The 13,058-nt window shown below is 46.2% G+C and carries 9 protein-coding genes; 4 read left to right on the top strand and 5 right to left on the bottom strand.

The features are described from left to right. Positions 1-32: 32 nt before the first annotated feature. From FIV45_RS03170 to FIV45_RS03160, 3 genes are all read right to left on the bottom strand, one after another. Complete coding sequence (locus tag FIV45_RS03170) at positions 33-1,169, bottom strand: alanine racemase (protein WP_099470924.1); 1,137 nt, start codon at positions 1,167-1,169, stop codon at positions 33-35. A gap of 177 nt (positions 1,170-1,346) precedes the next feature. Further along, the gene (locus tag FIV45_RS03165) at positions 1,347-3,254 is read right to left on the bottom strand and encodes a serine hydrolase domain-containing protein (RefSeq protein WP_165776863.1); all 1,908 of its coding nucleotides are present in this window, start codon (positions 3,252-3,254) and stop codon (positions 1,347-1,349) included. Positions 3,255-3,368: 114 nt separating this feature from the next. Then, on the bottom strand, positions 3,369-5,621 hold the full coding sequence (locus tag FIV45_RS03160; RefSeq protein WP_099470922.1) for a TonB-dependent receptor: 2,253 nt from the start codon (positions 5,619-5,621) through the stop codon (positions 3,369-3,371). Positions 5,622-5,879: 258 nt separating this feature from the next. Between FIV45_RS03160 and FIV45_RS03155 the strand changes: the two genes are divergently transcribed. The 4 genes from FIV45_RS03155 to FIV45_RS03140 all read left to right on the top strand — a co-directional run bounded on the left by FIV45_RS03155 (position 5,880) and on the right by FIV45_RS03140 (position 10,816). Beyond that, a complete protein-coding gene (locus FIV45_RS03155) occupies positions 5,880-7,337 on the top strand; it encodes an alpha/beta fold hydrolase (protein ID WP_099470921.1) in 1,458 nt (485 codons plus the stop codon). 28 nt (positions 7,338-7,365) lie between these two features. Next, the gene (locus FIV45_RS03150; RefSeq protein WP_165776862.1) at positions 7,366-8,538 is read left to right on the top strand and encodes a serine hydrolase domain-containing protein; all 1,173 of its coding nucleotides are present in this window, start codon (positions 7,366-7,368) and stop codon (positions 8,536-8,538) included. 120 nt (positions 8,539-8,658) lie between these two features. After that, the gene (locus FIV45_RS03145) at positions 8,659-9,279 is read left to right on the top strand and encodes a TetR/AcrR family transcriptional regulator (RefSeq protein ID WP_099470919.1); all 621 of its coding nucleotides are present in this window, start codon (positions 8,659-8,661) and stop codon (positions 9,277-9,279) included. Positions 9,280-9,499: 220 nt separating this feature from the next. Continuing rightward, a complete protein-coding gene (locus tag FIV45_RS03140) occupies positions 9,500-10,816 on the top strand; it encodes an APC family permease (RefSeq protein ID WP_099470918.1) in 1,317 nt (438 codons plus the stop codon). A gap of 59 nt (positions 10,817-10,875) precedes the next feature. Here the strand turns inward: FIV45_RS03140 and FIV45_RS03135 are convergent, their stop codons facing one another. Beyond that, positions 10,876-12,147 carry a metallophosphoesterase gene (locus tag FIV45_RS03135; RefSeq protein WP_099470917.1) on the bottom strand — a complete coding sequence of 424 codons (1,272 nt, stop codon included), beginning with the start codon at positions 12,145-12,147 and terminating at the stop codon, positions 10,876-10,878. Then, the gene (gene iolE, locus FIV45_RS03130) at positions 12,144-13,058 is read right to left on the bottom strand and encodes a myo-inosose-2 dehydratase (RefSeq protein WP_099470916.1); all 915 of its coding nucleotides are present in this window, start codon (positions 13,056-13,058) and stop codon (positions 12,144-12,146) included. Before iolE ends, FIV45_RS03135 begins: the two co-directional genes overlap by 4 nt.

The raw sequence follows: 13,058 nt of genomic DNA, 5'->3' as shown, positions 1-13,058 counted from the left end.
CTTTTTCTACTTTCCGGGAATACAGGCATTGCCTACCATCCTTTAATACGAGGCCAATAGTTCACAACAGCATTATCAGAATTCAATACATGATATCCCTCATGCTGAGCAGCCGTTGCACAAGCATGGTTAGGTAAAATGCGCAATCGGGTTCCAATGGGAAGATACGGTAACTTTTTTTCCACGCCTGGACGGACGATGATAATTCCATGCTCCTGATTTACGTTTCTCACCACTAAATCAGGCCATATATTTCCATATTCATCGCACACAACGCCGTAATATTGATTGATTTTTTGCCCCCCGGTTCCCTGATCCCCGGAAAGCGCCATCCAACCTGCATCAATAAAGATTTGCCCCCGACGCTCATGGTAACCATTCACTGTCGTCAATACACTCAGTGCGATATCTGTTTTGCTGCATACCCCAATTCCGGCCTGCACAAGATCAAAAAACAAATAAACGCCGGCCCTTACTTCGGTTATGCCTCCAACCTTTATATCAGCATGCGCTGTCGGGGTTGAGCCTATACTGATATGTGGGCAGTCAATTCCTGCATCGTAAAGTTTTTTCGCCATGTGAAGTGTTTTATTGGCTTCATCCAAAGCCGCCTCCCGCAGGTCTTCTGCACTATCCAGGTGATAACTCTCCCCCGCATGCGCCATAATGCCATGTAGCTGTGCATGCCGGTTTAATCTGCGGGCAACATCAACGAGACGGTCACCATCGGCAAAGGAAAAACCCGCCCGATGACCGTCCACATCAATTTCAATAAACGTGGGAATCGGCATAGCTTCCGCAAGAGATTTTTGAGAGATAACGTCCGCCATCCCCTCACTATCAATTAAAATTTTTAAATCAATTCCATCTCTACGTAAGGCAATCACTTCATCCAGTTTCTGCGGCGTCATTGCAACAGCGTATAAGATATCTTTAAATCCCGTCCTTCCGAATTCCCGGGCTTCTTTTAAAGTAGACACAGTAATAGGTTGTTTCACATCTTTAAAAAGATAACGCGCCGCCTCAACCGATTTAAGGGTTTTTAAATGAGGCCTCAGAGATACAGAACGCTTCTCCATAATCTCGTTCATCCGGTCTTGATTGGCGCGCATTTTGTCTTGATCCAAAAGCAAGCAAGGTGTTTTTAGGTTTGCAAGTGTTGTCGTCATGAAACTTCTTTAAAAAAATACTGAAATAATTGAAGGAACCATTTGCGCTGATTTAGGTAACGGAATGCGTGACATTATGCACCACCGCCACCGGATATACCCCGCGGCGATGACATAATATTCGTTTCATCCTGATTGATGCGCAGAATCCGTGGGCATGGAAAAACACCAAACGCTTTATGAAAAGTAATGAAAACCGAGAAGGTTCCAAAAATAATAGAACCACGCCATGAACATGGCGCTAAAGGTTATCAGGCTGTACCTGATGCGCGTCCAAATTCCATTATACAGGCCAATTTTCCAGACCAGAACCATCTGATACATATGATATATTCCGGCAAGCACCACAAGAAACGGCATGATGAGCCATACTTTAAATAGAACCTGAATTTCTGAAAACATCTTGTCCCCCACGGTGACCAATACAACGCCCAACAGGGACAATGCAGCTAAATTCACCCCGGCGGCAATCACAGATGCCTTGGCCGCTTTTTTTTCTTCTCCCGATAAGGCCCTGAAGCCATCCCACCGGTAAGCAAGCCGCAGCATCACCCCGATAAACACTAAAATGGACAGACCTAGAAGAGAATTCTGATAACCTGATGCCCTATAAAAAGGTGCTTTATAGGTGGACATCGCCGGGTAACTGTCCATAATAAAACCGATGATCTCCCCATGATCATTTTCCTGAAAGGCTATTTTCTCTGGACCATCAACCTTTCGAAATAAGTTATTGTCTATTTCTACATAGTGACTAGCCTTACCCCACAAATCCACAACCAATGTATTATCTGCCGTCGGTTGAACTGAAATAGCCCCCCCCAAGATTCCCATTGCCTTGTCAATTTTTGAGAATGAACTGCGCCACAAGAGGTAATTACCGGCATACTTCCCGCTACGATCACCGAAATCTGTCGGGGCCGTAATTTTTTCTATTACTGCGGGATAGAATACATCATAAAATGAGCCAGTAAAAGCCGACCGCACGGTATAGCCACCAGCCGCGCTGAAAGAAACAAACAACGCGATTTCATTCTTCTTATCAATCACTAAATCTGAATGAAAGTAATGAGTATCTCCCTCGTGCCCCATAAGACGCAAGCCGTTACGCTCGACTTCATAAAAACCTAACGCCAGCCCCATCAAACGATCATCCTGCGAGAAATTATGGCTCAACATTTGCTTAACCGTTTCTGCCTCGAGAATCCTCGCGCCTTTATATTCTCCCCCGTTCAAAATGGCCTGAGCAAATTTAACCATATCCGTTGACGTCGCGGACAGTGCTCCTGCGGGGGCAAAATTAGAAATAATTTCAAAGGGTTTCGCGATATATGCCCCGCCTTCACGGGCGTAGGCCACAGCAGCATTTTCGCTCATATGGCGGGGTAAAGGCTCCTCAAACGAGGAGGACTCCATACCCAATACATCCAGAATATTTTTTTGAACATAATCGGCAAACTCCACCCCGGAAAGGTTAGCCACAATCAGCCCGGCCAAGGCCGCTCCATAATTTGAGTAGGCCGCCTGTTTTCCGGGAGGATTAACCCGCTCTGGCTGATACCTCTTCATAGAATGTGCCAATGGCATGATCCTCGCAGGATCGTCAGAAATCAGATAACCAACTGAACCATCTTCGAACCCTGCTGTATGGGTCATGATATGACGCATTGTAATAGGTTGCCCAGGAAAAGTATCCTTGATCTGAAATGTTTTCAGATATGCATTCACATCACCATCGAGATCCAGCTTTCCCTGTTCCACCATCTGCATAACTGAAACCCATGTCAAAAGCTTGGATACAGATCCCGTTCTGAATAAGGTTTTATCGGCCTCAACCCCAATATTTTTTTCAATATTCTGAAAGCCGTAGCCTTTACTAAAAATCAGTTTCCCTGCTTTAACAATCGAAACCGTACCAGATGGACTTTGATGGTTTTTCATCAAAGGAATAACAAGACCATCAACAAATGCCTCTATAATTTTCGGATTATCAAGATCGGAGTTCCCTAATGCACGAACCGGTATCGTTAAGCACAACACCAAAAAGTACCCTACAATTACAAGTCTGATATTTCTTAATATCATTTTATTCTCCAGATTATGGTGTCCCTGTGACATCGCGAAGGATTGCTTAGAATACTTGGAGTAACAACATGCTACTCCAAGTTTTTGGATAGAAATTCAACCTCTCACACCGGGTTAGAAATCGTAGTTCACCTCTAAACCAATAGTCCTTGGGCGGTTCACAAAGAGAGACGTTGAAAAGAAAATATCAAAACCCGTTGCAGCACGTTTATTAAACAAGTTATTGACAAAGACACTGGCTCTGACCGTCTGATTGTCCTTCATGGGGATGTCAACACCTGTCCGAAGGTCAACAATTTCATAAGATGGAAGATCAGAGATTTCACCATGCGCCGCTGATAAGGCCTCATTAAAGTTAGCGGTCTGATTACCGACATAACGGTAATTGGCCCGGGCGAATAGTTCCCAGTCATTTTGCAGCGGCGTATGGAAGTCCACGTTAACATTAATTGTTGTCTTCGCTGATCCTGGAATCCTATCCCCGGCATAGGCGGTAAGACCGACACCTTCATCAAAATAGTTTTCGGTAAGCCTCGGATCACTATGACCTAATTGCACACCCAATTGTAAAGCGTTCGTGACATGTGCAATCACTTCCGCTTCGATACCTTCGATGCGCGCCGTTCCGACGTTAAAAATACCCGCCCCCCCGGTTAAAAAGTCGGTGCTCGGCAACTGCATATCTGTCCAATCCAGACGATAGCCGGTAAGACTGGCGAGCAACCGGCCGTTTAAGAAGGTGCCCTTTAAACCGATTTCATAATCCCAAAGACCATCAGATTTATATTCTGTTTGCGGCGTAACCGGCGTCGCGGCGTTAAACCCGCCCGCACGGAAACCAGATGTCGCCGATGCATAAATCAAAAAATCATCTGAGAAGTCATATTCCAAATGGGCCTTATAGGTATCAACCGTTTGACTGACACGGGATTCCACACCCAGATTAAACTGGCCTCCCGTTAAAATATCAAACACCCCGTCGGCTTTTTGGTTTGTAGAATGTGCTACTATTGCGGCATGTCTATACCCTAAAGTCATCGTCAGCTTATCGGTAAAATGCACGCCGACTTCTCCATAACCTGCAATGTTATGCCCGCCACTATCGACAATAAAGTCCTGCAAAGAAGACTCTGCCGGCAAGGGATAGAAACCAAACAAATTGAAAGCACGGTCATTCTGCGCCATATCGCCCCCAGAGGATCTGCTTTGCTCGGCCCAAAAACCAACAATCCAATCTATTGTTCGCTCACCATTGGATGTCGCACGTACTTCGATAGTATCGTTACTGCTGCCTAGCGCCGTATCCTGAGCAATGGAGACATTGTCGTAATTCGCCTCCGCAAACAGCGTCACGTCACGTCTTCGTTCAAAGTCTCTCCAACTGCGGGAAGCCGCCAGGGTTACATCAAAGCCATCGAAGGCGCCGGACAAGGTAGCGGACAATTGCCGCTGCTTAAATTCACTGGGTTGATCAATAGGGCGAATCTGGATAACCCCGTCCTCAAGCGAGACACCAGACAACAGAGGTTGAACATTATGCAACCCATCACTTGTCTCTTTATTGTACAGATAATTCATCTCAAATGAGAACGCTTCTGTGATGGCGTATTTTAACGCCAAGCGGCCACCAATTGTCCGCGTGCCATCAATATTATTTTTACCGGTCAAAGGATTATCTATAATGCCACTTGTATTATCATAATAAAACACTCCCCGAATTGCCAATTTATCGCTCAGGGGCACATTGAGGTATCCCGATCCATTATAGTTGCCAGATCCTTCATTGGTGTTGGAGTAAGTGGCCTTTACACCACCCTCAATACCATCCACATTCGGCGCATTAGAAATATAACGAACTGTCCCCCCCATTGAGGCACGGCCATAAAGTGTGCCTTGCGGACCCTTTAGAATTTCCACACGTTCCATGTCAATCAATTCAATCTCTGGAAGGGTAAGAGGGAACTCGTCGAGATAAAAGGCCACAGCCGAAGCCGAACCCTGCGCAATCGAGCTTCCTACATTACGAATTGTAATTCGAACGTCACCTGCCCCCTGATCAATGAGCGACACCCCCGGCACACCTGCAATAAAATCCCGGGCGTTTTGGTAACCCATTTTATCAAGTGTTTCCCCGGTAAAAGCAGAAATGGATAAGGGCGTATCTTGTAAACTCGTAGAACGCTTGGTCGCCGTCACAATAATTTCTTCAAAAATGGTCCCGGCATATTCTTCTTCCGCCGCCTGGGCAGGTACCGACAGCCCAGCCAGAAAAAGAGCCGCCATAACACAACCAGATACTCGTGATTTTAACAGAAAGCGGCCGCTTGTGCGGCAATCATTGTCGTCCTTAATATTAACGAAAGGCATTCGCAAAACTCCTCAGTATGTTTCCTATAATTCTATTTTTTGTTATTTAACTCACCATCACCCGGCGAATACTATTGAACATTAGTTAACTATTAACAATTAGTCAATACGTTTAATTGACATATACTGCAAGACGCAAATATTTGACATTTGCATGGTTATACGTTTACATATTAACGCTTGTTAGTTAGTCTAAGCTGACCTAAGATCGGGTAGCTGGATAAATATATAACCTAAAGATGAGGCCGAGGCTTTAAAATGACAATCTCAAAAAATGGGCTAATAATAGCGGCGCTGCTATCCTTATTTAGCATGGGAAGCGCCGCAGCAGAAGAAAATACAGCACTTCCGTCAAATGCTTCAGAGCTGGTTTGGGGGGACTGCCCGGTCACGATACCACAATCACGTTGTGGAATGCTGACGGTACCGGAAAACTGGAATAACCCTGCACATTCCCGCAAAATTAAAGTGCGCGTGGTTGTGCTTGAAGCCCACAACACCAAAAACAGGGCCGAAGACCCGGTTACCTTCATTACTGGCGGTCCAGGTGTCAGTATTTTCCTGGGATTGAATTCCATAGCTCAATTGCAGATTCGCGAAAACCGCGACATTATTGCCATGGAACCCCGTGGCTATGGCTATTCTGACCCATGGTTAGGTTGCGAAAACGTAGAATCCCTGCCCGACTGTTACGCGAAAGCCCAAAAGGAAGGCATTGATGTCACCCAGTATAATACTACATCTTCCGTCAAAGATTTAGAAGCACTCCGCAAGGCGATGAATTATGATCGGTGGAACGTTCTCGGCGTGTCTTATGGTACCTTTTTAGCATCCCAGTATGCCCGTATGTATCCAGATTCAATCCGCGCATTCATTATGGACTCCCCCGACCCCTTGCATACATCTTATCAATGGAGCAAAGTGGCCGCCCTCAATAGCCTGGAACGGATATTCACCGCCTGCGCGGCAGATACAGCATGTGGCGCCACTTTTCCCAATTTGCGTAAGCGGTTCATTGAAACCATGATAAAGTTGGAAGAGAAACCCGTTACGGTAAATGGCAAGAGTTTCGGGGTCAAAAATGCCTTCGCCCCAATATTTAATGCCCAATATATGTCAAGCAGCCTTCATCGCACCCCAATATTGGTTGATGCGCTGGCCCGGGGTGATTATGCCTTATTAAATAAGGTTTCCAACATGCCGACATTCGATATCCCTGACGGACTGGACATATCACGCATAAATGCCCTTGGCCTGAATGCATCCGTATTATGCCGGGAAGAAATTTTCTTTCCCCCGGATCCCGAAACGCGTGTGGCTTATACAGCGCCCTGGCCGAAAAAAATTATCGAGATGATTACCCCTGAAGGGTGGGACTATGATAAACGTTGTGCCGCCTGGCCCGTTCCAAAGGATAACGGAGACCTGAATACGCCCGTACAGATTGATGTTCCCTCCATGGTCCTGGTAGGGGCCTATGACCCTGTGACGCCACCGGAATTTGCTGAAGCAATGTTGTTACACATGAGTAAAGGCACGTTAGTGCAGGATCCGTCTTCGGCCCATGCCATATCTGCTGATAACCGGAACAGCTGTGTACAAAATATTATGAGCCGGTTTATAACTGCCCCAACAGAGCATCTTGACGTAAGCTGCTTACTCAATCGAAAACCTGTGCATTGGTTGTTGCCCGATGAAGTTTCCCTGGCGAAATAAATATGCAAATATGCCCAAAGGACAAAGAATGAAAAAACTCTCAACCCTTCTCCTGCTGTTTCTGGTTTATCACAATACCTTCTCAGCGATCAGTACGGCTTACGCAAATGAGCTGGAAGACAAGTTACAAACAACCCTAGACAGGTTTATCACTGATAATGCCGAAATCCCCGGAGTTATGGTTTCCATTATATCTGAAAAACGAAATCTTGATTGGCAGGGCGCGGCAGGCGTCTCTGATCTCAAAACACAACAAGCCATTAAATCAGAGCAGACCGTACGCTTGGCCAGCACCACTAAAACCTATATAGCGGCGGCGATTTTACGTCTGAAAGAACAAGATAAGCTGAGCCTGAATAAACCCATAAGTCAGTATTTACCCAATGATCAAGTTAAAATATTACAAGACGGGGGCTATAATCCGGATCAAATTACAACCCGCCATTTGTTGACCCATACAAGCGGGATCTGGGACCATGCCAGCAGCCAACACTATTTAGAAGCCGTCATCTCTGATACCACCCATCATTGGACCCGCGTGGAACAGCTTAAATTTGCCATGGACAAGGGACAACCTTATGGTAAGCCAGAAGAATTCTATCACTACTCCGACACGGGTTACGTTCTATTGGGCGAAATTGTAGAAAGACGGAGCGGAAAACCTCTGGCTGTTGCTCTCCGGACACTGTTAAAATTTGATGCCTTGAACCTAAATAATACCTGGCTTGAAACCCTGGAACCAAGACCACAATCTGCATTAAATCGCGCCCATCAATATATGGGAGATATGGATATCACCGAATGGAATGCCACAATGGATCTTTATGGCGGGGGGGGACTGGTTGCCACCATGCCTGATCTTGCCCGGTTTTTTCAGGCGTTATTCAAAGGCAAAGTATTTGATAAGAACACCAGCCTTGCAGAGATGAAAACCACAATCCTTCCAGAACATGGCGGCATTTTCTATAATAAATCTGGCTATGGGAACTATCAATATTGCATGGGTCTGTATGCCTCTCATTATAGAGGCTACACCATCTATCAACATGGCGGGTTCTGGAATACCATTGGCGCTTACATACCGGCCCTTGACGTGTCATTTGCAGTGGCGGTTACTCAACAACATGCCAATGAAAAACGTAAAAAACTGGTGGAAGATATGCTGGATGCCGTGATTGGTTCGGTATTAGAAAAGAAATAAAAAATTATACTCTCAGGGTACCCTACCCTTTCTTTTAAGGCATTTTAATTTGCACAAACCCTAACTAATGATAGTATTTTATTTATACTAACTCACACTCAATGACGATAGAAAGATGACATGGCACGACAACCCATAGGATGGCTACGCACACAAGCAAACCGAAATACCCGACAGGAAATTCTGCAGGCGGCCGCAATGCTTTTCTCCAAACAAGGTTACGTAGGAACAAGTCTTGTGGATATTGCAAAAATTGTCGGTATCAAAGCACCGTCTCTGTATAATCATTTTAAAACAAAAAATGAGATTTTATTCACCTACATCGTCGATGGTATAAATGCCTTATACGATGTTTGTCTGCAAAACGTAACAGAAGCAAAAGATACCGCCCAAGACAAACTTTATGCCTATGTATTTTCTCATACGTTATCTTTATTGGAAAGTCAGGAAACCTCTACATTAAGTGGCCAGCATCACTTGAATGAAAACTTCATGCTCCCGGAGCAATTGGAGCAAACCAACGCTCTTCAAAAAAAACAGGTCAGGTTATTAAAAGATATCCTCATGCGGGGGAAATCAGACGGGGTCTTTCAAATAACGGATATTACCGTAACAACTTTTTTCATTATGGGCGCCGTTGAACATTCCATCTACTGGTTCCAAAAAGAAGCAAGACTTTCAGAAAAAGATGTTGCTCATTTAGTAGCTGAAAATGCGCTCGCTTTAGTCAAAAAACCATAGGACATAATCTTACGCCAAAACTGACTTTTTCTTCTGAAACGTGAGTGTCCCAAACGGAAACCATCTTTGAAGGAGATCTTTCCATTATCAAACAGGTGACGGTCGAAGTCTTCTTGTGAGCAATGCTTCTCAAACGTCCCACGTATTTCTATGATTCATTTGTAGAAAAGAAATCTTCCCGAGGTCGAATGAGTATGTTTAGTGGTTGGAGTATATTTAAATGAATACGTCTTCTTTACATCGCACTATTGGTCTTAAATCGGCCGTTTTCATCATTATTGGTTTTATCGTTGGTGCGACCATATTTGTATTGCCTGGGTCATTAGCCGTCGAGGCGGGGCCAGCAGTATTCCTGGCCTATTTACTGGCGAGTATTCCAGCCATCTTCGCATGCTTTGTCATGGCCCAGGTCGGCGGCGCATTCCCGGTAAGCGGCGCCAGTTTTATGATCGTCAGTAAAGTTCTATCACCATACTGGGGATTCATTTATCTTTGTCTACTGGTGCCAATGGCCGCGATAATTGTCCCTTTAATTGCGTTTGGCTTTGCAGATTATCTCCAGCATTTCTTCCCCCGCACAGATGTTACAATAACGTCCATAACAATCACCCTTCTCTTTATGATAACCAACTGCTTTGGGATAGATTTTGCCGCTAAAATTCAGGGTATTCTGGTGGTTTTCTTTCTTCTAACCCTGACCATATTTGGTGTGGGAGGCGTTGCCCAGGGAGATGCTGAGTTGATAAAACCTTTTTTCCCTAAAGGATTCTCACCTGTAGTTCTGGCGGCTGTTACCGCCTATTTTTCTTATTCAGGGGTTTTTGTAATCACGGAAATTGCAGGAGAAATCAAAAATCCCAGCAGAACCATTCCTCGGGCAATTTTTATCAGCTTTGCGGTTATTCTCGCCATATATACGCTGGTTCCTCTGGCTCTGGTCATGACGCTTCCTTGGGCATCTTACGCAGATACTTCTATGGCTGTGGTCACGGCAGCAGAAGTTTTTCTTCCTGACTGGATAGTGGATTTGATCGCAATCAGTGCTCTTTTTGCTGCGGCAACCTCCATCAATGGCCTGCTCATGGCCTTGAGCCGGGATTGGTTTAAAGGAGCAGAGGTTAATATATTTCCAAAGTACTTTGCTAAAATTGATGAGCGCAGAGGGGTACCGGTTCGTGCGGTTTTACTTGTCGGTTTATTGTCAATGGCGGGTATATTTATAGGGGGAACCATTACAGATTACGCACAAGCCGCCGTTCTGGGCATTATGGTCATGCAGATACTGACAGGGATTGCCGTTTTAAGGTTGCCGAAGCTGTTGCCGGAAGTTTACGAACAAGCTCATTTTAAACTGGGTCCTCGCGCGCTCATATTCTATAGCCTGGGGTTTATTATTTTTTCAGCGGCATTCTTTTTATTCCTCGGAGCATTTAGCCTGACAGAGGTTGTTATTGGGGTTATCTACTTATGTCTTTGCAGTTTGTATTTTAAAATAAGAATTAAAACCGTCCAATTGAAGATACAGCGTCAACGCTGACCGGGCCCCTGTTTTTTGACAAGGGCCCGGTCAAAAGTATTAAATTTAATTACAAAGCCTTACTTCTTGTCACTCATCAGATGGGAGCGCCGCTTGAAAGTATGCCGAAACGCTTCGACCGGCGCATAAGACCCATCATTCGGCGTTGTCATCATTTTAACCGTCATCATATCGCCCTGCAGGGTAATATGAGAAAAGCCATAAATCATGTCCTGAACCCAAAGCGCTTCATTCTGAGGATTGTTCTTATCCTGATAGGCTTTGAAATTGGGATTTATCGGTCGTTGTTTGGAGGCCGCGCCGGACAGGATTTGTGGCAAGGGAAGCTCCGCCACTGTCCCCAATGCCGTCTGGCAGTTATCCGTGTGGACTTCCAAAGTATGCTCATGACCCACAAAATATCCATCCGCATATTTACACATGCTCGGCAGGATCAGTTTCGCCAACGCCTTGCCCTGTTCAAATTTACTGCCCGCAGACGCCCAAATCGGGTGATGGGCGATAACAAATTTCCATTTTGCGGTCGAATTTTTCAGGCTCTGTTCCAGCCATGCCGCCATGTTGCGTTCCGCCTCTGTGGCCGGCACAGTCCACGGGTCGCGGTCATCAACTTCTGTATGGCTTACCGGATGACCATTTTCATCCAGCCTGGCATCATACACGGTTGTTGAGGATAACAGCACTTCCGTGTCAACAATAAACAGCTCGACATCGCCTTTCCCCGCCGGGGGTTTAACCGTATAAAACAGGCCATCCATATAGAAAGGTCTTGTTTTCTCCATAAAGTCGACCTGAGCCAGCGCGCCTTCCCGCGACGTATGCCAGTCATGATTGCCCAGCGCCACATAGATGGCAAAATCCTTTACCGCCGCGCCAAGATCACCAAACGGTTCCACAAACATGTCCTGAAACCGGGTCGCATCATCCTTACCATCTGTGCCCAATGTGGCGCCATCAGGATAGATGTTATCCCCCAGCATTACGGCGAAATTACATTTTTCCACCGTGCAATATTGCTTCATCCCTGACGCCACGGCGGTCATGCCGCTTTCCATAACATACCCACCCATGGCCGCGCTGTATTCCAGTGGCGGCGGCGGCAATCGATCAAGCGGGAAATTCTTCTCCGCATATTTCTCGGTAAATCCCGCAATATAGGCTTCTTTCGTTTTGACCGGGTTTTTATGCACTTTGGCTTTTTGGTATTCAAGATGATAGCCGCTGTCGCCGAAAGCCAGAAACTCAATGGTATCGTCCTGCGCAACGGCGCAGGCGGTAACCGTTGTCATCAACGCAGCACCAACCGTGATTGCTTTAAAGATGGTCTTCATTCTATGTCTCCCTTTTTTCCAGCAATAGAGAAGCCGGTTTCCTGTAATGTTTGCCTCAGATAGTCGTAGCCTTTCCGGGCATAAATAAACGGATTGGCCTTTTCCGGATCCTGTTCCGCTTCCACCACGACCCAGCCCTGATAATTCGCCCCGAACAGACTGTAAAATAATGGCCGATAGTCTATATTTCCGTCCCCGGGCACTGTATAAACCCCGTCCAGAACAGCCTCGAGAAAACTCTTATCCTGATGCACGGCTGCACGGGCCACGTCCGAGCGAATATCCTTGGCATGGAAATGGCGGATACGATGTTTGAATTTTTCCGTCAGCCGTCCCGGATTCCCGCCGGCAAAACTGATATGTCCGGTATCCAGAAGAAGCCCGACCGTATCGCCGGTCATCTCCATCAGCTTGCAGACCTCGTCTTCCGTTTCAATGACCGTGCCCATATGATGATGGTACGCCATCGCAACCCCTTGATCTGCGAGATAATTTGCCACCTGTGTCAGTTTCTGACTAAAGCCTTCCCAATCCGCCGCCGCCATACGCGGCCGCCGCGACAGGGGCATCAGACGGTCGCCATGAATAGCACCACTGCATTCGGCCCAGACCATCACACCACAGCCCATAGCCTTCAAGAGCGCCAGATGGGGCTGCATATGGGCAATTTCGTCTTCCGCCGAACGATCCAGCAGAAAACTACTGTACCACCCGGAAATCAGATCAAGTTCGTGAGGGGCCAGTTCCGCCTTCAGGGCCACCGCCTCACGCGGAAATTTATGACCAAGTTCAATCCCGGCATAGCCCGCCGCCGCGGCCTCCTGCAAACAGGTTTGCAATGATGTCTCTCCACCGATTTCCTGCATATCATCATTCGACCATGCAATCGGATTAGTGCCAATTTTAATCAT

Source organism: Paremcibacter congregatus (assembly GCF_006385135.1).
GTDB lineage: Bacteria > Pseudomonadota > Alphaproteobacteria > Sphingomonadales > Emcibacteraceae > Paremcibacter > Paremcibacter congregatus.
Note: the sequence above shows the minus strand (reverse complement) of the source record. Positions and strands in the feature narration are given on the sequence as shown.

Coding starts and splice junctions, on each gene's coding strand:
- FIV45_RS03165 (WP_165776863.1), bottom strand. CDS start 3,254: ATGATATTAAGAAATATCAGACTTGTAATTGTAGGGTACTTTTTGGTG.
- iolE (WP_099470916.1), bottom strand. CDS start 13,058: ATGATTAAAATTGGCACTAATCCGATTGCATGGTCGAATGATGATATG.
- FIV45_RS03140 (WP_099470918.1), top strand. CDS start 9,500: ATGAATACGTCTTCTTTACATCGCACTATTGGTCTTAAATCGGCCGTT.
- FIV45_RS03150 (WP_165776862.1), top strand. CDS start 7,366: ATGAAAAAACTCTCAACCCTTCTCCTGCTGTTTCTGGTTTATCACAAT.
- FIV45_RS03160 (WP_099470922.1), bottom strand. CDS start 5,621: ATGCCTTTCGTTAATATTAAGGACGACAATGATTGCCGCACAAGCGGC.
- FIV45_RS03170 (WP_099470924.1), bottom strand. CDS start 1,169: ATGACGACAACACTTGCAAACCTAAAAACACCTTGCTTGCTTTTGGAT.
- FIV45_RS03145 (WP_099470919.1), top strand. CDS start 8,659: ATGGCACGACAACCCATAGGATGGCTACGCACACAAGCAAACCGAAAT.
- FIV45_RS03155 (WP_099470921.1), top strand. CDS start 5,880: ATGACAATCTCAAAAAATGGGCTAATAATAGCGGCGCTGCTATCCTTA.
- FIV45_RS03135 (WP_099470917.1), bottom strand. CDS start 12,147: ATGAAGACCATCTTTAAAGCAATCACGGTTGGTGCTGCGTTGATGACA.